This is a genomic window from Streptomyces sp. V3I8, assembly GCF_030817535.1.
Lineage (GTDB): Bacteria > Actinomycetota > Actinomycetes > Streptomycetales > Streptomycetaceae > Streptomyces.
Map to the genome: position 1 here is coordinate 8,788,696 of NZ_JAUSZL010000002.1, position 19,158 is coordinate 8,807,853.

Sequence of the window (19,158 nt, forward strand, 5' to 3'; positions counted from 1 at the left end):
TCCGTCACATGGAAGAAGCGGGAAGAATCTCTCTTCCTGATAAAAGGCCAGCTTGTGGAGCCATGCATGGGATCGATCGATTGCTGACCGAGGATGGACTCTCTCGGACACGCGTTGTTATCGTTAACCTCCCTATGGAGCCCACTGAGGAGCAGATGTGCAGTCCGCGTCTCGTTCGTACGACCCCCATCCCCGTTACGAACCGGTCGACGGGCAGGTGACCGAGGGGTGGCCGGTCGCGGTCGCCGCGCTGCCGCCGGGTCCGCTCGTCCTGGCCGTGGACGGTCCCGCCGCACTGGACTGGGAGGCCCTGATCGGCGGCCTCACGGAGGCCGTGCGCGGGGCAGGACGGGAAGCGGAGGCACTGGACGTGCGCGACCACCACGCGCCCTCCGCGGCCGAACGGATCGCCGCCCGGCCCCACCCGGCTGACGACCGTTTCTTCACCCCGCTGTCGCAGGCCCGGGCCACGGACCTCTTCGACTCTGTGCCCCGGCCGCGCAGGCCCGCGGGCGACGGCGTGCTGCTGGTGTTCGGGCCGGGCGCGGCGCTGTGCGCACCGGACGTGCTCTGGTACGCCGACCTGCCGAAGCGGTACGCCGAAGCCGCCGTCGGCAGGGGCGAGCTGCCGGTCGGCGCCAATCTCGGGCGCCCCGGTGCGCCGGGCGACCTGGCGCGCCTGTTCTACACCGACTGGCCCGTGCTGGACCGCCACCGCGACACGCTCGTCGGCCGGGTCGACCGCTGGATCGACACCCAGGACCCGGCGGCACCCGCCTCCCTGGACGGCACCGCGCTGCGCGCCACCCTGGACCACCTGGCCCACGGACCCGTCCGCACCCGCCCCTACTTCAACTCCACGCCCTGGGGCGGCCAGTGGGCGGCGAGCGAGCTGGGCTTCACCCCGCAGGCCGGCAACACCGCCCTCGGCTACGAACTGATCGCTCCCGAAGCGGGGGTCCTCGTCGGCGAGAAGGACGGAGCGCAGGTCGAGATACCGTTCCAGCTGCTGTGCGTCGAGCACCCGGAGGCCATGCTCGGCGAGGAGGTGCACCGCCGGTTCGGCACCTCCTTCCCGATCCGCTTCGACTACCTCGACACGATGGGTGGCGGCAACCTCTCCCTGCACCTCCACCCGCGTGAGCGGTACATGCGGGAGGTGTTCGGCTGGCCCTACACCCAGCACGAGACCTACTACGTCACGGCGAGCGAGGAGGGCGCCCGGGTACTGCTCGGACTCACCGAGGACGCGGACCCCGACGTCATGCGCCGCCAGGTGGAGCAGGCCATCGCCGACGGCACCCCGCTGCCCGTCCAGGACCACATCCAGACGCACCCGTCGGTCCAGGGCCAGCTGTTCATGATCCCTGCGGGCACCCCGCACGCCTCCGGCGCGGGCAACCTGGTGCTGGAGGTGAGCGCGACCCCGTACCTGTACTCCCTGCGCCTGTACGACTGGCTGCGCAAGGACGCCGCCGGCGCGTCGAGGCCGTTGCCCTACGAGCACGGCTTCGCCAACCTGGACACGGCCCGGCGGGGGGAGGACGTGGTGAAGGACCTGATCCAGCAGCCGCGTACGCTGCGCGCCGGCGAGGGCTGGCGCGAGGAGGTCATCGGCGCGCTGCCCGAGATGTTCTACGCGGTCCACCGGCTGGTCGCCGACCCGGGGGCCGCTGTCCCCGACGACACCGCGGGGCGCTTCCACATCCTCAACGTCGCCGCCGGCCGGGGCGCCGTCGTCGAGACCCACGACGGGCGCACCCACTTCCTGGCCTTCGCGGAGACCCTCACGATTCCGGCCGCGGTGGGGCCCTACCGGGTGCGCTCCGTGGGCGGCGACGAGGTGCGGATCGTGAAGGCGCTGGTGGTCGAACCGTGACCGCGGCCCCCGCGGAACGGCCCGCCGCGCCGGTCCCCGTCCTCGACGTCGGCGGTACGCACGTCACCGCCGCGCTCGTCGACCCCGTGACCGGCCACCCCGTCCCGTCCTCGGTGATCCGCAGGCCGCTCGGTTCGCACGCGGACGCCGACGGCATCCTCGACGACATCGCCCTGACCGCGCTGCGGCTGCCGGCCGGGCACGGTCCGTCCTGGGGCGTGGCGATGCCCGGCCCCTTCGACTACGTCACCGGGATCGGCCGTTTCGCCGGTATCGGCAAGTTCGAGTCCCTGTCCGGCGTGGACGTGGGCGCCGGACTGCGCCGAAGGCTCCTCGACCGGGCCGGGCGGCTGTGCTTCCTCAACGACGCCGACGCGTTCGCCCTCGGCGAGCACCGGGCCGGGGCGGCCCGGGGACACGACCGGGTGGTGTGCCTGACGCTGGGCACCGGCATCGGCTCCTCCTTCCTGCGCGCCGGACTGCCCGTGCACGACGGCCCCGACGTACCGCCCGACGGCCACGTGCACCGGTTGAGCATCGATGGCCGTCCGCTGGAGGAGACGGTCTCGCGCCGCGCCATCCGCCTCCACCACGCCCGGCTCACGACTTCGCACCGGGAGCCGGCCCCGCACCAAGAGCCGGACGCACGCCACGAGTTCGTCCTGCCGGACGTCCACGAGCTCGCCGTGTCGGCCGCGCAGGGCGACACGGCCGCGTCGGAAGTCTTCCGCTACGCTTTCGACGCCCTCGGCCGGGCCCTTGCTCCGTGGGTGGACCGCTTCGGGGCCACCGCGGTGGTCGTCGGCGGTTCCATGGCACAGTCGTGGGACCTGGTCCGTCCCGCGCTCGCCCGCGGACTGGCGCAGGCCGACAGGGCGCCGGTACGCGTCCTGCAAGCCCGGCAGCCCGCGTCGGCACCGCTGATCGGGGCCGCGCACTGGGTACAGGGCACGGTGGGCACATCATGAGGACCGGTCGGGGGCGAAGCCGCCGCCGCAGGCCCACGGAGAAGGGGGAACGGGCATGACCGCTCGTCGAGGCGGCGGGCCGACCATGCATGACGTCGGGAAGCTCGCGCAGGTCAGTGCCATGACCGTCTCCCGCGTACTGAAGAACGACCCCGGTGTGTCCGAGACGACCAGGGAACGCGTCTTCGCCGCGGTGGACCGACTGGGCTACCGCCGCAACGAGACCGCGCGCAGCCTGCGCCTCGGCGGCAGCGGGATGATCGGCCTCGTCGTCACCAACCTCGCCAACCCGTTCTACTCACGTCTCGCGCTCGGCGTCCAGGAAGTCGCCACCGAGTACGGCTTCCGGATGCTGCTCAGCAACTCCGCCGAGCAGGCCGAACGGGAACCCGGCCTCGTCGACGGCCTCGTCGACCACCAGGTCGAAGGACTCATCGTCGTCCCCGCCGGCAGCCGGCAGCAGCACCTGGCCGCCGCCATGCGCCATGTGCCGGTCGTACTCGCCGCTCGGCCGCCCGCCGGACTCGACACCGACTGCGTGCTGGTCGAGGACTTCCACGGAGCCCGTGAGGCCACCGCCTGCCTGCTGGCCGAGGGGCACACCCGGATCGCCTTCCTCGGTAATCCGCCCTCGCTCTACACGGGGGCCGAGCGGCTGCGCGGATTCTGGGCGGCACACGACGAGGCCGGCGTCGAGCCCGACAGCACCCTCATCCGGCAGGGCCTCGTCGACGCCGCGACGGCCGAGGCGGCGACCCTCGAACTGCTGGGCCGGCCCGACGCCCCCGCAGCGCTGTTCTGCACCAACAACCGCATCAGCCAGGGCGCCATCCGAGCCCTGCACACCTCGGGAGTCACCCTGCCCCTGGCCGGGTTCGACGACTTCGACCTGTCGGACATCCTCGGTCTGCCGCTGACCCTCGTCTCCTACGACGCCGACGAGATCGGCCGGGAGGCCGCACGCCTGCTCATCGACCGCCTGGGCCGCAAGGACGCGGAGCAGCCCGCTCCCCGCCGCGTCACGATTCCCACGCGCGTCGTCCGCCACGGCGTCCACGCCGGCGAACGCCCCCTCGGCACACCGCGGGCCGACATGTGAACACGTAACCAGAAGGACTGACGATGCAGTTCCCCACAAGTGTCGAGGACCACCCGCTGGTGCGGCGCGCGGTGCGGCACCTCGACGCCCTCGGCGACCCGCGCCACGGACGGCTGCTGGTGCGCTGCCTGGACGACACCCTCGCACGCACCATCCGGCCGATGCCCGACGGCAGCGCCTTCGTGGTGACCGGCGACATCCCCGCCATGTGGCTGCGCGACTCGTCGACCCAGCTGATGCCCTACCTCGCGCTCCTGCGGGACGACAGGGGCCTGCAGGACCTGGTGGTGGCCGTGCTGGAGCGCCAGTTCGACCAGATCCGGCGCGATCCCTACGCGAACGCCTTCAACCCCGAGCCGTCGGGACGCGCCCACGACGGCGACGACCTGTGCGAGGACCCCTGGGTGTGGGAGGAGAAGTACGAGGTCGACTCCCTCGCCTTCCCCCTCCTGCTCGCCCACCGCTTCTGGCGGGCCACCGGCCGGACCGATCACCTCGACCGGGCGGTGCGCACCGCCCACGCCGTGCTCACCGTGTGGCGTACCGAGCAGGACCACGAGCGCCTGTCCTCCTACCGCTTCTCCCGGTCCTCCGGCCCGGCGAGCGACACCCTGCCCGGCGCGGGCCGGGGAACACCCGTCGCCCGGACCGGAATGACCTGGAGCGGATTCAGACCGAGCGACGACGCCTGCACGTACGGGTACAACGTGCCCGCGAACCTGTGCGCGGCCGCCGCCCTCGACGGGACGGCCGAGATGGCACACCACACCGGGGACACCGCCCTGGCCGAGGACGCCACCGCGCTGGCCGCCGAACTGCGCGAGGGGGTCGCACGCCACGGCACGGTCGACCACCCCGACCACGGCACGATCTACGCCTACGAGGTGGACGGACTCGGCAACGCCCTCCTGATGGACGACGCCAACATGCCGAGCCTCCTCTCCCTGCCCCTGGTCGCGAACGTGTCCACCGACGACCCGCTGTACCGGGCCACACGGGAGTTCGTCCTCTCCCCGGCCAACCCGACCTGGTACCGGGGAACCGCGGCCACGGGGGTGGGCAGCCCGCACACCCCCGAGGGACACATCTGGCCGATCGCCATCGCGGTGGAGGGCCTGACGAGCGACGACGACGCGGCGCGACTCGCGGCGCTGCGCACGCTGGCGGACACCGACGCGGGCACCGGCGCCATGCACGAGTCCTTCCACAAGGACGATCCGCACCGGTTCACCCGCCACTGGTTCTCCTGGGCCAACGCGATGTACGCGGAACTGGCCCTGGACGTGGCCGGGCTCGGCACCCGCCCCCTGTGGTCCGTCCTTCCCCCGCGCCCGTAACCCCTCACCCGCGTACGCAGAGGTCCCGGTGGCGGAAGACTCCTTCCGCCACCGGGACCTCTCTACCGCGCGCGCTGCCGGCTAGGGCTTCTCGCCGCCGTAGAGGGTGCTCACCTCCTCGGCGGTGAGTGCCCGGTCGACGGCCCGGACCTCGTCGACCGCGCCGTTCCAGAAGTCGACGTTCGAACCGTCCCAGTGGGCACGGCCGACGGTCAGCGGGCCGGTGCTCCCGAGAGCGGTGCCCCCCGGGGCCGTCGCCGCGAGCTTCCCGTCGAGGTACAGGCGGATCTCGCCGGTGCCCGCGTCCCGTACCCCGACGAGGTGGTACCAGCGGCCGGTCTCCGCGGCGACGGCCACCTGGGCACGGCGTTCACCGGGGGTGCTGAAGGCGAAGCTGCCGTGCCCGTACTGCAGGTAGAACGGGTTGGCCGTGGCACGCGAGTCCTGGCTGACCGCCGTGCCGTAGTTGCCGGGGATCCCGTCGAGCCGGACCCACGCGGACACCGAGTAGCTGCCACTGGTGTCGAGCACCGGTCCCGCGGTTTCCGCGTACTGCTTCTGGCCGTCGAACTTCAGGGCGCTGCCGCTGACACCGTCGGTCCAGGAAGCGCCCTCGCGCAGCGTGAAGGGCTTCTTGTCGGGCCCCGTGTCCTCGGCGGTGGTACCGGTGCCCTCGTCGAAGGTCCAGTGACCGCCCCCCTTCAGCTCCTTCCTGCCCGCCGCGGCGCCGGCGGCGATGACCTTGAGGTTGACCTTCCGTACCTCGGCGGGATCCATCTTGATGTCCCGGCGGTCGTACGTGTACAGGCCGTTGAGCTCGTTCTCCAGGTCGGTGATCTGTGTGTAGACCGAGCCGGACAGCTCGGCGCCGGCCTGCTCGACGTAGAACTTCTCGGTGTTCTCGACGTACTTGCGGGTCAGCTCCGCCTTGGTGGTGACACCGCTGTAGATCACCGTCGGAGCGCCCGGCCACATGTGGCCCGGGGAGCGCAGGGTGAAGCCGCCGTGCTCGCCGTCCATGGCGGCCCGCTTGCCGTCGGGGAAGGGCGGGTCGTCGTTGTTGTAGTCGTGGTGGTCGAGGATGTCGCCCTTGCCCGAGTCACCCTTGGAGTTGCAGCAGTTGACACCGCTGTGGGCGTTGACGACACGGGACGGGTCGGCGGCCTTGACGGACTCGGTGAGACGGCCGGTCTCCTCGCGGTTCCACTCGCCCCAGCCCTCGTTGAAGACGATCCAGCCGATCACGGCGGGGGAGTTGTGGTGCTGGCGCATCATCTCCCGGCCCTGGTCGACGAACGCCTTCTGCCCCGTCTCGTTGGTGATGTTCCCGGAGACGAAGTCCTGCCAGACGAGCAGGCCGAGTTTGTCGGCGTGGTAGAACCACCGCGCCGGCTCCACCTTGATGTGCTTGCGCACCGCGTTGAAGCCGAGCTTCTTGTGCGCCTCCAGGTCGAAGGCGAGGGCGTCGTCGCTGGGCGCGGTGTAGAGACCGTCGGGCCAGAAGCCCTGGTCGAGGGTGGCGAGGGAGAAGATCGGCTTGCCGTTGAGGACCAGCTTGTCGAAGCCGCCCACCTTCTTGACCTCGATCTTGCGCATACCGAAGTAGCTGCGGACCTTGTCGCTCGACCGGCCGTCGGTCAGGGTGACGTCGAGGTCGTACAGGTACGGGTCGTCGGGGCTCCACAGGTGCTGCTTCGCCACCGGCACGGTGAGCTTCTTGCCGGCCGCGCCACTGACCTTGCCGACGACCTTGCCACGGGCGTCACGGGCGACGGCCTCGACGCGGGCGGAGGAGGACGCGCCCTCGGCGTCGACCGTCACCGCGAGGGTGCTCGTGTCGATGTCGGGCGTGGTGACGACGTTCCCGATCGAGGCGGGAGCCACTGGCTCCATCCACACGGTCTGCCAGATGCCGGAGGTCTGCGTGTAGAAGATGCCGCCCGGGTTCGTGGACTGCTTGCCCATGGGCTGGTCCGCGCCACCGGTGTCGGTGACGGCGACCACGATCTCCTGCTTGCCGCTCCCCTTCAGGGCATCCGTGATGTCGACGCCGAAGGCGTTGTAACCGCCGGTGTGCTCGGCGACCTTTTTGCCGTTGACGTAGATACGGGACTGGTAGTCGACGGCCCCGAAGTTGAGCTTGAGCCGGTTCGAGCGGCTGTCCTTGCCGACCTTCCAGTTCTTGGGCACGTCGATGGTCCGGCGGTAGAACATGTGGTCCTCGTGCCGTTCGAGCCCGGAGAGCTGCGACTCGACCGGGAACGGCACGATGATCTTCTCGTCGAGGTTCCTGCCGAAGACCGGCTGCTCACCCGCCTCGGCACCGCTGAACTGCCAAGGTCCGTTGAGGTTCTCCCACTTGGACCGCTTCTGCTGCGGACGCGGGTACTCGGGCAGCGGGTGCTTCTTGTCGACCTTGTCGCCCCACTTGGTGGTGAGACGGTGCGTGGAGCCGTTCTCCGCGTAGCGGATGACCTTCGGTACGGCCTTGCCGCCGGCCGTCAGACCGCCCGCACCGTCGTAGGAGACCCGGACCAGCTGGTTCTTCTGGATCGGCTCCGCGAGGTTCACGTACAGGGAGGAGGAGTCCCCGGGGACCGACGTGACCGACTTGACCGGCATGGCGGTCGTGTCGGCCTCGACCTTCAGATGGTCCTCGGCCGCCTGGAGGCCGCCCACCTTGCCCTCGAATCGGGCGCGCAGCCGCTGCCCGTTCTCGGCGACGGTGAGCTCCACCGGGAAGACCTCGAAGTCGGCCGGCGGGGTGAACGCGGACATCGGCACGACCTGCTTGGCCAGCGTCGGCGTCGACCAGCGCAGGTACATGTTGGCGCCGCCGGTGTCCTGGAACAGCTCCAGACGGAACGTGTGCTTCTCGCCCGCGGTCAGCTTGACGGCCTGGCTGGTCTGCTCCCGGTCCCAGTCGCCCTCCCAGTGGTCGATGACGGGCTCGTCGTCGATGTAGAGCCGGAAGCCGTTGTCGCCGATGGCGTAGAAGGTGTAGTCACCGGTGGCCGGCGCCTCGATCTGACCCGTCCAGCGGGCGGTCGTGTGCTCCGTCTTGCCGGTGAACTCCTTGAAGGTGTCGGTCAGACCGGAGAAGTTGATCTGCGGGTCGAGTGTCGTACCACCGAGTTCGGCGAAGTCCCGGGCGCCCGGGGCCGACATGCTGAAGTACTCGCCCTTGAGGCCGTGCGTCACGACGGCGGCCTGTCCGGCAGCGCCGGCGGCGGACGCCGAGGTACCGCTCGTCAACTCGGAGGCCGCCGCGGTGGGCAGCATTCCGCTCGGGGGCAGCACCAGGGCCGCCGTGGCGAACAGTGCCAGCACCCTGGCTCTGCGTCGGACGCTGGGGCGGGTGTCGTGTCGTCTCATCGGACCTTTCCTCGTACAGAGGCCGTGACCGCGTTCGACTGCCGGGGCAGGGTTACGAGTTCCTGCGAGGAAACCCGTAGGGAGAAGCTGCACACCGGCTGAGGCGGGTTCGGTAAGCGGCCTTTTCAACGTTGGAAACCCTCTGCCAGCGGTATGACAGCACGCCCACAGGAACCTGTCCAGACCTCGCGCAGCACTCTGTTGTCCGGCGTCACGGTGGACGGGTGCCGGGGCGGGGCGAAGGTGTGGGATGGGGGGAGAAGGGGTATGGCGGGAGAGGTGCGCTGGTCAACGCGGTTTGCGGGGGCTTGAGTTCGGTGCGGAGGGGCTTTCCCGGGGTGGCGGGAGTGGGTTGTTGCGGAATTCGGGTTGCTGTCGGTGCTGTCGGTGCTGTCGGTGCTGTCGGCGTCGACGGTGTCGGCCGGTTGCGGCTTGTGCCGTGTGAGGTCGGGGCCGGTGAGGCGTTGTTGAACGGGCGTGTGGTTGGTTCGTGTTTGGCAGCATTGGTTTGCTGATGCACGGAAGTGGGTGGGGTGGGTCGCGCGTGGAGGGTTGCTGCAGGAGCAGGAGCAGGAGCAGGAGCAGGAGCAGGGGCAGGGGCGGGCAGTCCCAGGACCGATCCGAGCGGCGAGTGGCACGGAAACCGGGCACGCGGGGATGGAGGGCGAGGACCACGGGGTCCGGGCCGCCGCGGTGAGGCCGGCGCCCCGGTGGTGGACCTGGTCGTCCAGCCGTCCGGTGCCGCCACCGGCCCGGTCGCGCCGCGGACCATCGTCTCCGAACTGCGCGTCCCCCGCACCGGCGACCAGGCGCTGCTGATCACCGACCCCGTCCGCCCCGGCGGCTACCTGTACAGCCGGAGACGGTGTGACGCCGCGACACCGTGACGCCGCGACCTCGCCACCGTAGGAAGAACACGGACCCTTACGAGCTCGTGCACGACAAGTGGTGAGACGTCGAGGGCCTCGGTGAGGCCTGTGTTCACGCTTGCCTTGTCGAGTGCAGGTCTGCGGTCTGCTGGTAGGACAGCAGGCCGGCGATGGCCTGTACGGTGTCGCTCATGTGCTCGCGGCGGCCGAGGGGTCGGGCCAGAACCCGCCAGTTCTTCAGATGGGCGATGCCGTGCTCGACCCTGATACGCCGCGAGGAGTGTGCCTTGCGCTGGCGCTCGTACATCTCCTCGTACCAGTCGGGGGCGTTCTTCTTGGACTTCCGGTGCGGGGGCGTCACCACCCGGTCACCTGTCTGAGCGCCCAGGCCCTGGTAGCCGGCATCCGCGAGGATCTCCACCGCGGGCCCGTCGGCCAGGAGCTTGACCAGCCCTAACTGGCGGGCGTGGGTGATGTCCGCACAGCTCGCGGGACGGGCTGGGCTGCACTGCAGCACCCGGCCCTTGCCGTTCGTGACCACCATGGATTTGACGGCTTTCTGCTTGTTGTCACCGGAGATGAACTTGTCCCGGTGCTTGCGCCCGACGGCGGGCCGCCGGACCCGGATCTGCGTGCCGTCGATGATGCCGGTCGTCCCACTGGTGCCGAGATGCTCGACGACCTCGGCCAGGGTCCGTAGCCGCACGCCGGGGCTGACGATGCAGCCGGTCGACGAAGACCAACTGGTGTTTCGGCCCGCCGCCCACGGCCCGCTTCCGTGGTCGAGAGGCTGGCTTGGCCCGGTGACCCTCATGCCACAACGGACCTATCCCGGCTACGAGTTCAGCGACCGCATCGCCCGTCAGGCCTGTGATGCGACAGTTGCTGGTGATCACTGCACGAGTCCTGATTCCCACCACCCGACCATGATCAACCATCACGGGCTCGACGTCTCACCACTTGTCGTGCACGAGCTCGTTAGGTGTCGTGTATTCCAGCTTGGACAATCCTCGTTGGTCACTCTGAGTGGCGAAGGCCGTGTTCGTGGTGCCCCCTCGGACGGATAGGTTCACCGTGGTGCGTTCGAGTTCGACGCGAACCCTGCCATCGGTCCGGCTGCCATCCACACCCTTGCTTCCTGCGAGTGGGTCCGCAAAGGGCTGCCGCTGTGCCTGATCGGCGACAGCGGGACCGGCAAGTCGCACCTGCTGATCGCGCTGGGCGCCGAGGCCGCGATGGCGGGGTTCCGGGTCAAGTACGTGCTGGCGACCAAGCTGGTCAACGAGCTCGTGGAAGCCGCCGACGAGAAGGTGCTGACCAAGACGATCGCCCGCTACGGACGGGGCGATCTTCTCTGTATTGACGAGCTGGGTTATATGGAGCTTGACCGGCACGGCGCCGAACTGCTGTTCCAGGTTCTGACCGAGCGTGAGGAAAAGAACAGCATGGCGATCGCCTCCAAAGAGTCGTTCTCCTCGTGGACCAAGACGTTCACCGACCCCCGGCTCTGCGCGCCGCCATGAACCGCCTCCTCACCTTCGGCGGCAACATCATCGAGACCGGCAGCGACTCCTACCGCCTGGCCCACACCAGAGCACGTCAACAGGCCACCGCAGCCTCTTAATCGACCACATCCGGGGGTGCCCATACAGGCCGACGACCGAGCATGCATCATGATCGGATACCGGCAGCGCACGAAACGGGGGAAAATGATGGCAGCTCCAGCAGAAGCTGAATCCCACCAGGCTGCGGACTCAGCGAGAGCTTCGCAGCCATCCGGCGGACTGATCATCTTCTTGAACGGCACATCGAGTTCTGGGAAGTCGAGCATCGCCAAGGCACTCCTCACGGTCCTGGACGACATGTACTTCCACATGCCGGTGGACGCCTTCCACGCCATGCGGGCGCGGCGGGACATCGCACCGGACGAACTGTCCTCCGTGCTCAGGCACACCTGGATGGGCTTCCACCGCGCGGTCGCTGGCATGGCTGCGGGCGGCAACAACATCGTGGTGGACCACGTCCTGAGCGAGCAGTGGCGTCTGCTCGACTGCCTCGCCCTCTTCGCCCCCGAAGACGTGGTACTGGTCGGAGTGTACTGCCCCTTGCAGGAACTGGAACGGCGCGAGCAAGAGCGCGGGGACCGCCCCCCGGGGCTGGCCGCACGCCAGATCACCCAGGTCCATGCCCACAGCCTCTACGACATCGAGTGCGACACGAGCACCACCAGTGCGGCCGACTGCGCTCAACAGATCAAGGACTTCCTACCGCACCGCCCGACCCCCACCGCATTCGAGAAGCTGAAGGCGAATCCCCCGGCCGGTCAGCCACTGGTTGGCTGATCCCTGGCCCCCTCCGAATGCCCGGCTCAGGCGAGCACGGACAACGGTGGGTGGGGCCAAAATACTCGTTCAAATCACGCCCTCATGATTGGCACCTGGGGCCACAGGACTCGTTCCTCTGGGGCCAACCGACACGTTCGAAGCCACGCGTTCGAGCTGTTGCTGGAGCGTCGTGCGGATGGCGGCGGGGAGGTGGCCGGCGCGCACCGATTGGACGATCTGTTTCGCGATGTGCCGCAGCTTGGTTTCGTATGCGGTCACAGCACCCTCATGAATCCTCAGGTGAGCGACCCATCTCGAGGCGCCCTTCGAGGGGACTCGCGATCACGAGCCTCGAGCGAGTCCGATCCCGGCCTGAATATCGCTGGGGGTTCTACCAACCCATATTCTTGGCCACCTCGGCCTGTGCTGCGGCGATCTCTTCCTCGGTGGACTCGATGATGTCCACCTCTTCCAAGCGTGCCAGCAGGTCCACGAGAGCCTGCTTCTGAGCTGGGTGCGTGATCGGCACGGCGTTCAGGTCGGCGCTCATCAGCCAGTCGAACAGCACGATGGCGTCAGCACGCCACAGGCGGAGATCGATGGTTGGTGTAGACCCCCAGGGGAAACCAATTTCCATGTGAGCATCTTGCCAGGTCAACGTGCTGTAGCGCGTCACAGGTAGCCGGTCGCGAGGAGGTCGACGGGGTATTCACACCCGAGCCCGGTTCGGGTACACCGCACCGGTCGGCACGACCGACGACGCCCGTTCCCGCCGGATCACCGTGCACCTCCCCGCGGACTACGCCCGCCGCCTGTTCGAATGTCGGACGATCGCGCGCTGAGGGCAGACTGAAAATCCTTCTCGCCTGTCGGACCTGGTTGCCACACTGGGTGGATGAACGAGGGATCATCCATTCGGTGGCAGGCGGCGGCGCAGCAGATCGATGCCCGGATCGAGGAACTCCGGCCTGAGGCCGATCGCCACGTGATCGGTCAGCACGTGATCTCCAAAGTGCTGCTCAAGCGCTTCGCCGTTCCGTTCGGCAGTAATGGGCTCAAGCTCGTGCCGTTCAACCTTGAGCACCCCGACCGTTTGCACAAGATGGCGAGTCCGCGCGAATGCGGCAAGGTCCCGTACTTCGCACGCTTCGCTTCCGCCTCCCTGGAACAGGTATGGGGCAAGCTCGAGACACGGATACCCGACGCGGCGCGTGCGGTGGATCGAGGCGACGTCTTCCAGCGTGAACAGCATGTACAGACCCTGAAGGATCTCATCGCCCTGCATCTGGTCCGCTCCCTGAACTACCGCCACGTCCACGAGCGCATCTTCACCAACGTCTACACCGAGCACCGCACCGCCCTGCTTACCGACAAGTCCGACCTGCTGCGCCTCGCGGTACTGCAACGCAGCGGACTTCACCTCTCTGGACCGCAGGGTCTGGCCGCAGCGGCAGACCAGATCTTGAGCCCGCACCTGGCGAACTTCGAGACCGGTGCGGACTTCCGGGCGCGGATCGAGGACACCTTTGCCAAAGCGAAGGAGATGATCAGAGATGCCGGTCTGGAGATTCTTGTGCCCGCCGCCGGGGAATTCCTCCTGGGCGACACCCCGGCCCTGGCGATTCAGCAGAGGGGAAACAAAACTGCCTTCAACGTTGCGATTGGCGACTCCACCGCCATTGTGTTGCCTTTCGGCCCCAAACATCTCTTGGTCGGCAGGACCCCCCGCAACGGTCTGAGCATTGCCACCGAGGAGACAGTTGGCTTCCTCAATCGGCTTCAGATCGAGGCAGCGCAGCAGCGCGTCTACCTCCGGCCCCGCAGCGGCCAGGACGCACTCGTCCGCGGTTACCTCAAACAGGGCAGCCGGAGTGTCAGGAGATAGAAGTCCGCACGCGGCGTCGCTCCGTGCCGCGGATAGTCAGGAGAGGGATACAGGGCTCGAAGCGTTCGTCGAACGGTGGCGCCCGGGCGCGGGCCGCTCGTGAGTGCTGCGCGTGCAGGGGTCAGCTCTGTGCGCGGGTGCTCGTGAAGCGCACGGCCGGTCCCCAGCTCTCGCGGGTGGTAGCCAGGCACCACTGGCACAGCGAGAGTCCGCCGCTGCCGTACCAGTGGGTGGGCTGCTGGCGGCCGGCACACGCTCCGACGTAACTGCTGGAAGTGGTGAACGTAGAGGGGGACGGCTCGCTGATCGGCGGGGAGTGCTGGTCATCGCTGGCTGTCCTGTCCGAGGTGACGGGGCGGGGGATCACCGCGGTGGCGAGGACAGTGCGGCTGAATGACGGGATCTCCAGGATGGTGCCGGGAGTGCAGTAGCTGCACGCACGCACGTCCGCAGCGAGCAGCCGGCGAGCTTCGTCGCGGTGGAGAGCCTGGCGCCGATGCTGAGTTCCACAACCCACTCCGGCTGTGCCGGCCGGGACCGGCGGGCGCGCGCCTGCTCGGCTTCGCGCCGTTGCACGGCCGCGATTTGGGCGTCGATGCGCTTGAGCCACATGGCGTGCCAGGTCCTGAGCGTGGTCAGTCGTGCCAGATCGGGAGGCAGGTCCTCGAACATACTCGCGCTCTTGTGACTGAGCACGAAACCTGGCCCGATAGGACAACTTCAATGCACAGCAGTCGGCCACCCGGCGTAAAACCGGGTCACCACCGGGCTCGCAGCACGCCGTCGCTATCGGGCAGGACGGCGCAGAGCAGCGGGTGGCGTTCGTCGAGGTGCAGGGGCAGGGCGCAGGCCGCCCGCGCGTCGGCCACCAGGGCGGCGAGCTGCTGGTACTCGGTGTCGTCGACAATCGCGTGTCTGATCGTCCCGCCCTGCGCCTCCCAGACGAACTCCACGGAGTCCTCCTCGGGCAGCGCGGCGAGGACCGCACCGACGTCGGGGGTCAGGTCGGGCCAGACGGTCAGTAGAGCTCGTGGCCCGAGACCGGCGCGCACCGCGCCGAAATTCTCCGGTGTGAGGCGGTGCCAGCGTGCGGCGTTGCGGACGTAGGCCTCCTCCAGGAGCACCGTCTGCCGTGAGGCCAGTTGCACGTGCACGCGCGCCCAGAAGTCCTCGTCGGCGGCCTGCGTCACTTCCCGTTCCTCAAGTTCCGCCGCGTAGGGCGAGGCCGCCAGCGGTTCCGGGAAGAGGCCGAGCTTCCGTGTACGAGCCACGGCATCCGTGCAGCGCCGGTCGCTGCCTACGTACACGTACTGGTCCCATCCGACGTGCACGGTGAACACGCCCCCCGCCTCCAGCCGACACCAGGCACCCTGGTCGCGGAGCATCGCCCGGACCAGTTCCAGAGCCACGGGAAGGGAGACCTCGGCCCCGTCGTGGTAGCCGCTGAGGTCGGGCGGGAAGAGCCCGCTCAGGCCGTGTCCCTCTACGGGCGGCTCCACGCCGAAGTGGACGAAGCCGGTCACCGAGGGCTCACGGATCTCCAGCCGGTCGATGCCCGAAGCCTCCGCGAAGGCCGCGATCGCGGCCAGGTACGCCGCTTCCACCGGCCCGTGGTCGCTGACCGTGTCCTCGACACCGGTGTAGTGCCCACGCTCGTCGCGGTCGGCAGGGTCGTACTTGGTGATGCGGTGGACAAAGGACGGCGGCACGATGCTCCCTGGGCGGCAGGCTCCTTGCGGGACGGTCCGCCGGATGGTTGGTGACCGGGTGGAAAGGGTCCTTCCAGTGCCGGGTATCAGCTGCTGACGTCGAACACGCCCCACGCGGTGAACGGCTCGGCCTGGACGTAGATTCTGCTTCCTCGGCCGACGACCCGTCGGCGGCCGGGGGCAGGGCCATCGGGCAGGGTGAGCAGACCGACCTTCTTTGGCTCGACGGACGTTTCGGTGAGCTCTCCGTGGGCGAGTCGGTCCCGCTCCTCGCCGTAGCCGCCGTAGAAGGCGACCCGCTCACCGTGGACTGCCATCGCTTTGGCGCCTCGTACGCGGTTCGCCCACACCCTCACGGGCCGGTCGAGGCGGTCGGGGCGTATCTCGACGAGCGGGAAGTCCGTGTAGGGGCAGGCCCAGGCAGCGGTGCCCGACACGTTCAGGGCGTAGCAGTCGAAGAGGCCGGGGATGCGGGCGCCGTCTGACGTCCAGGCGAGTCGGCCCGTGGCGCTCCAGCGACGGATTCCGGCCGGGTTCTCGTCGAAGTGCCCGACCCAGATATGGCCGGCCTCGTCAACGAGCAGGTGCTCGATGGCGTCCCCGACGGAGAAGGACGAGGTCTCTCGGCCGAGAGCGTCGAAGACCTGGACCTGGTTCGCGTCCTTGTACCGGCGGGCGCGGGACGCGGCGACTACGAACCTGCCGTTGGGCAGGCGGTCCAGGTGCGGCCAGCGGGCCTGCACGGCGCTCAGCTCGGTGAGTTCGACGTCGCCGCCCGGATGGACGGAGACGACCAGCGCGTCGAAGGGCAGGACATCGCCGCCGGGCTGCGGAGCGCGTTCGGTAAGCAGCCAGTGGGCAGCGCCGAAGACGTCGACGGTACTGGTCAGGACGTGGCGGCCGTGGTGCGGTCGAGGGAGGTGGGCGTAGGGAATGAGGGCGGTCTTCTGCACGGGCGGCTCTCCTGGGCGGGCGGTCACGGCCATCGGACGCTGCGGTGCGGCGGTCGGCGGCGCGCGAGCGGTGGAGAGCGGAGCGGAGCGCCTAGAGGGCATGGCCCTTTCTGGTCGTCATGAGGTGATCATCGCCGACATCCGACCTCATGACAAACCCTTTCGGCGCACCGCCCCACTGATCGAGTACTGCGAAAGTACGAACCTGACCGCACTCGCAGTACTGCCGAGACCATCTCTCTACAGAGTGCTCGGGCTGAGGGTTCGAACCCACCGGGCAGTGCCAACCAGGTGCTCAGCCGCGGGTCAGTGGAGCGGGTCGGTATGAGGTGACCGCGCTGGACGTCAAAGGGGCTTACCTGTCCGCCCTCAAGACCCACCTGCCGATCGGGCAGCTCGAACACACCACCGGCGCCCCCCACGATCGGCGCCGGGCTGGCCTGCACCTGATCACCCCGCCCGCCTGGGAGCACGACGCCTGTCTGCCGAACCCGATCGGCCATCGCGAGGAGCCGGGCCCGTTGTGGGTCACGGAGGCGACGCTGCGTCTGCTGCTGCGCGTGTCCGGTCCGAAGTACGGGCTGTGCGACCCGCCCGAGATCCATGAGTCGTGGACGTCGGGGGCGACCGAGGGGCTGCTGGAGAAGTTCCGTATCGCGTTGAAGGATGCCCGGGACCGGGCGATCGCCGACGGCGACGATGTGATGCTGGAGTATGTGAAGGCGATGTATTCCAAGTTCGTCTCCACGCTGGGGGAGTCGAACTACAACCGCGAGCTGTACCGCACCGACTGGATGCACCTCATCCGCTCCCAGGCGTTCGCCAACCTGTGGTGGAAGGCCCACCGCGCCTATGACGAGGGCCTCATGGTCGTGCGCGCGATGGGCACCGACGAACTGCATGTGGCCGGCGACTGGCGGGCGGTGTTCCCCGAGGGCCGCGGCGTGGCCGAGGTGAAGGTCAAAGACACCTACACCGTCGGCACCACTCCTAGCACCGGCACAGAGCCCTCTGAGGGCGCCTTCTAGTGCCGCTTCCCTGTCCCGGCGTCAAAATTCCCCGCCGGGACGTGAGATCGGCGCTCACAGCCCCGGCGGCAGTTTTTTTAGCCGTATCCGACTGGGTTAAGTAAAAGAATTTCGCCAGTTGGGTGAGGTGTACTAGCGGCTCATCCGGGTTTCCTCGGCCTGGGCCGTTGCTGGGCGACCATTGAGATCGATGACACATCGGGTGGGAGAGCCCACTCGACCACATGTAAGCCGGCCAGCTCAATAACTTCTTCAGGCACGCCCAGCAGGTGTAGTGGGGTTCGGCTGTGACGGGTCAGCCACGCCCGGCGCCGCTGCTGCTCCGCCGGGAGGAGTTGTGCCCATACATCCACCGCCACCCCTGGCGGCACGCCGGGCACAGGACTGCTGCGTCGCCGCACGTAGGGCAGGTTGGCCACGTTGTCCGCGAGTGCAATCAGGTACCAGGCGACTTCGTAGGACAGCGTGGGCCCGTGAGCGGCCCGTAGCTGACGGGTGCGCCACTGCCAACGTGGTGCCAGCAGCCAGCGGATCGTTGTCAACGGCAAGGTCCGCTTGCGGGGACGGGGGCGTTCGGCGTTTCTTCCGCCACCGCTCATTAGGCTGAGCGCTCGTCATGTTGCGAGGAACTCTGTTCTAGCTGGAGTTCGCGTTTGCGCTGCTCTTCCTTAATGAGTTCAACCGTTCCGGCGTAGAGAATGAGTCGGGGTTCCTCCCCCAAGTTTTTGTAGTCACCCAGCTGGAACTGGCTGGCGTTGTAGTTCTTTTCAATGTCGTCTGCTGTCGACTGAGAGGTAGTGCCACGCTCTCGGAATTTGAAGTAGCCGGTAACTCCGGCGGAAATTCCGACCAGTGCGCTTAAAGAAGAAGTTACAATTGAAAGTGCTTTGTTGGATCCTTCGTTCATTGCTGTGAGGGTGGAGACGATGATCGACCCGCTGATAATAAGCAGCTGGAATAAGTTGTGTACGCGCCTGTTCTGGATTGCTTGAGACCTGTAAGAGGCGATGACATCGAGTGAGGCTTCCCGGTAAACACGTAAGCCTGATGTTGTATTGAGGGGAAGCTGCGCAGCTGCCGTCTGACGCGCCTGCAGCGCTTCATGCAACTGGTTTGCTTTGGCGGCCAGAGTTACATGATTTCTGTAAAGCCAATATGCGCATGCAACCCATATAGCGTTCACGATGACCAGAGATAGCCATCGGGTGAATCCGTCGTTCGCCTTCCATAATCCGACGGCTACTGTATATCCAAGTATTCCCGTTAAGGCTAGTGACCCTAAAAGGATCATCCAGCCAATTCTCTGCAGTGCTCTTTTTGCCTTCAGTTCCGCCTCGGTCTTGCTGAAGGCAGCATATTTTTCCCTGTATTCCATGTGCGGATCGAATGTCAAGACCCCTCCCCAAGTGAATGAGACTTGAAGGTAAAGGGCGTGACAAAGGGTCCGCAACGGTGCCTTGTGGCCAGTGAGCTTCTACGTGACGTCAGTGATGCAAAGAGATGGAAGAGCCAACAAAATTTGGCGTCTGTCCAGCCTTCCTGGGTGACGGCAGCGTAGGTCAGTGAGCAGAATTAGCCATTGCGGCTAGAAATCAGACGCAAATTAATCACTCCCCGGCCTGTGCCCGCTAATAGGCCAAGTTGTGGCGGGTGCCCAGGGTGTCGGGGTGATCATCGCCTAGAGGTTGTCCCGTATGCCTAAGAGCTCGTAACACGATCTTGTTGAAGTGCC

At 67.8% G+C, this 19,158-nt stretch carries 15 protein-coding genes and 3 pseudogenes; 10 read left to right on the forward strand and 8 right to left on the reverse strand.

Annotated features, from left to right (window positions below; translation table 11 throughout):
- Nucleotides 1-157 precede the first annotated feature (157 nt).
- From QFZ75_RS38780 to QFZ75_RS38795, 4 genes are read left to right on the forward strand one after another with little or no spacing between them, the layout of a single operon-like run.
- Nucleotides 158-1,879, forward strand: coding sequence for a class I mannose-6-phosphate isomerase (locus tag QFZ75_RS38780; protein WP_373466012.1), 1,722 nt, complete (start codon nt 158-160; stop codon nt 1,877-1,879).
- Complete coding sequence (locus tag QFZ75_RS38785) at nt 1,876-2,847, forward strand: ROK family protein (RefSeq protein ID WP_307544112.1); 972 nt, start codon at nt 1,876-1,878, stop codon at nt 2,845-2,847. The genes QFZ75_RS38780 and QFZ75_RS38785 overlap by 4 nt, the downstream gene beginning before the upstream one ends.
- Before the next feature lie 55 nt (nt 2,848-2,902).
- Nucleotides 2,903-3,946, forward strand: coding sequence for a LacI family DNA-binding transcriptional regulator (locus QFZ75_RS38790; protein ID WP_307544113.1), 1,044 nt, complete (start codon nt 2,903-2,905; stop codon nt 3,944-3,946).
- Nucleotides 3,947-3,969: 23 nt separating this feature from the next.
- A complete protein-coding gene (locus QFZ75_RS38795; RefSeq protein ID WP_307544114.1) occupies nt 3,970-5,283 on the forward strand; it encodes a glycoside hydrolase family 125 protein in 1,314 nt (437 codons plus the stop codon).
- Nucleotides 5,284-5,364: 81 nt separating this feature from the next.
- On the opposite strand, the gene QFZ75_RS38800 is transcribed toward QFZ75_RS38795, so the two are convergent.
- Complete coding sequence (locus QFZ75_RS38800; protein WP_307544115.1) at nt 5,365-8,658, reverse strand: LamG-like jellyroll fold domain-containing protein; 3,294 nt, start codon at nt 8,656-8,658, stop codon at nt 5,365-5,367.
- Nucleotides 8,659-9,368: 710 nt separating this feature from the next.
- Here QFZ75_RS38800 and QFZ75_RS38805 point away from each other — a divergent pair.
- The gene (locus QFZ75_RS38805) at nt 9,369-9,545 is read left to right on the forward strand and encodes a hypothetical protein (protein WP_307544116.1); all 177 of its coding nucleotides are present in this window, start codon (nt 9,369-9,371) and stop codon (nt 9,543-9,545) included.
- Nucleotides 9,546-9,639: 94 nt separating this feature from the next.
- Here the strand turns inward: QFZ75_RS38805 and QFZ75_RS38810 are convergent, their stop codons facing one another.
- On the reverse strand, nt 9,640-10,233 hold the full coding sequence (locus tag QFZ75_RS38810; protein WP_307544117.1) for a transposase family protein: 594 nt from the start codon (nt 10,231-10,233) through the stop codon (nt 9,640-9,642).
- A 376-nt stretch (nt 10,234-10,609) separates the two neighbouring features.
- Here QFZ75_RS38810 and QFZ75_RS38815 point away from each other — a divergent pair.
- Both QFZ75_RS38815 and QFZ75_RS38820 read left to right on the forward strand, forming a co-directional pair.
- Nucleotides 10,610-11,151, forward strand: a pseudogene (locus QFZ75_RS38815) (ATP-binding protein); the annotation flags it as partial.
- 85 nt (nt 11,152-11,236) lie between these two features.
- Nucleotides 11,237-11,869 (forward strand): chloramphenicol phosphotransferase CPT family protein, encoded by a 633-nt coding sequence (locus tag QFZ75_RS38820; RefSeq protein WP_307545091.1) that lies wholly within the window; start codon nt 11,237-11,239, stop codon nt 11,867-11,869.
- Nucleotides 11,870-11,938: 69 nt separating this feature from the next.
- On the opposite strand, the gene QFZ75_RS38825 is transcribed toward QFZ75_RS38820, so the two are convergent.
- Nucleotides 11,939-12,130 (reverse strand): hypothetical protein, encoded by a 192-nt coding sequence (locus tag QFZ75_RS38825; RefSeq protein ID WP_307544118.1) that lies wholly within the window; start codon nt 12,128-12,130, stop codon nt 11,939-11,941.
- A 112-nt stretch (nt 12,131-12,242) separates the two neighbouring features.
- Nucleotides 12,243-12,527 carry a hypothetical protein gene (locus QFZ75_RS38830; protein WP_307544119.1) on the reverse strand — a complete coding sequence of 95 codons (285 nt, stop codon included), beginning with the start codon at nt 12,525-12,527 and terminating at the stop codon, nt 12,243-12,245.
- A gap of 31 nt (nt 12,528-12,558) precedes the next feature.
- Between QFZ75_RS38830 and QFZ75_RS38835 the strand changes: the two are divergent.
- Nucleotides 12,559-12,678: pseudogene (locus QFZ75_RS38835) on the forward strand (XRE family transcriptional regulator); the annotation flags it as partial.
- 68 nt (nt 12,679-12,746) lie between these two features.
- Nucleotides 12,747-13,736 carry a DUF4238 domain-containing protein gene (locus QFZ75_RS38840; RefSeq protein ID WP_307544120.1) on the forward strand — a complete coding sequence of 330 codons (990 nt, stop codon included), beginning with the start codon at nt 12,747-12,749 and terminating at the stop codon, nt 13,734-13,736.
- A 121-nt stretch (nt 13,737-13,857) separates the two neighbouring features.
- Here QFZ75_RS38840 and QFZ75_RS38845 read toward each other — a convergent pair whose 3' ends face one another.
- From QFZ75_RS38845 to QFZ75_RS38855, 3 genes are all read right to left on the reverse strand, one after another.
- Complete coding sequence (locus tag QFZ75_RS38845) at nt 13,858-14,181, reverse strand: hypothetical protein (RefSeq protein WP_307544121.1); 324 nt, start codon at nt 14,179-14,181, stop codon at nt 13,858-13,860.
- 313 nt (nt 14,182-14,494) lie between these two features.
- Nucleotides 14,495-15,445 carry an RNA-binding protein gene (locus QFZ75_RS38850; protein ID WP_307544122.1) on the reverse strand — a complete coding sequence of 317 codons (951 nt, stop codon included), beginning with the start codon at nt 15,443-15,445 and terminating at the stop codon, nt 14,495-14,497.
- Nucleotides 15,446-15,531: 86 nt separating this feature from the next.
- The gene (locus tag QFZ75_RS38855) at nt 15,532-16,398 is read right to left on the reverse strand and encodes a hypothetical protein (protein ID WP_307544123.1); all 867 of its coding nucleotides are present in this window, start codon (nt 16,396-16,398) and stop codon (nt 15,532-15,534) included.
- Between the two features lie 317 nt (nt 16,399-16,715).
- On the opposite strand from QFZ75_RS38855, the pseudogene QFZ75_RS38860 reads away from it, so the two are divergent.
- A pseudogene (locus QFZ75_RS38860) lies at nt 16,716-17,426 on the forward strand (transcriptional regulator); the annotation flags it as partial.
- 598 nt (nt 17,427-18,024) lie between these two features.
- Here QFZ75_RS38860 and QFZ75_RS38865 read toward each other — a convergent pair.
- A complete protein-coding gene (locus QFZ75_RS38865; RefSeq protein ID WP_307544124.1) occupies nt 18,025-18,801 on the reverse strand; it encodes a DUF4231 domain-containing protein in 777 nt (258 codons plus the stop codon).
- Between the last annotated feature and the right edge of the window lie 357 nt (nt 18,802-19,158).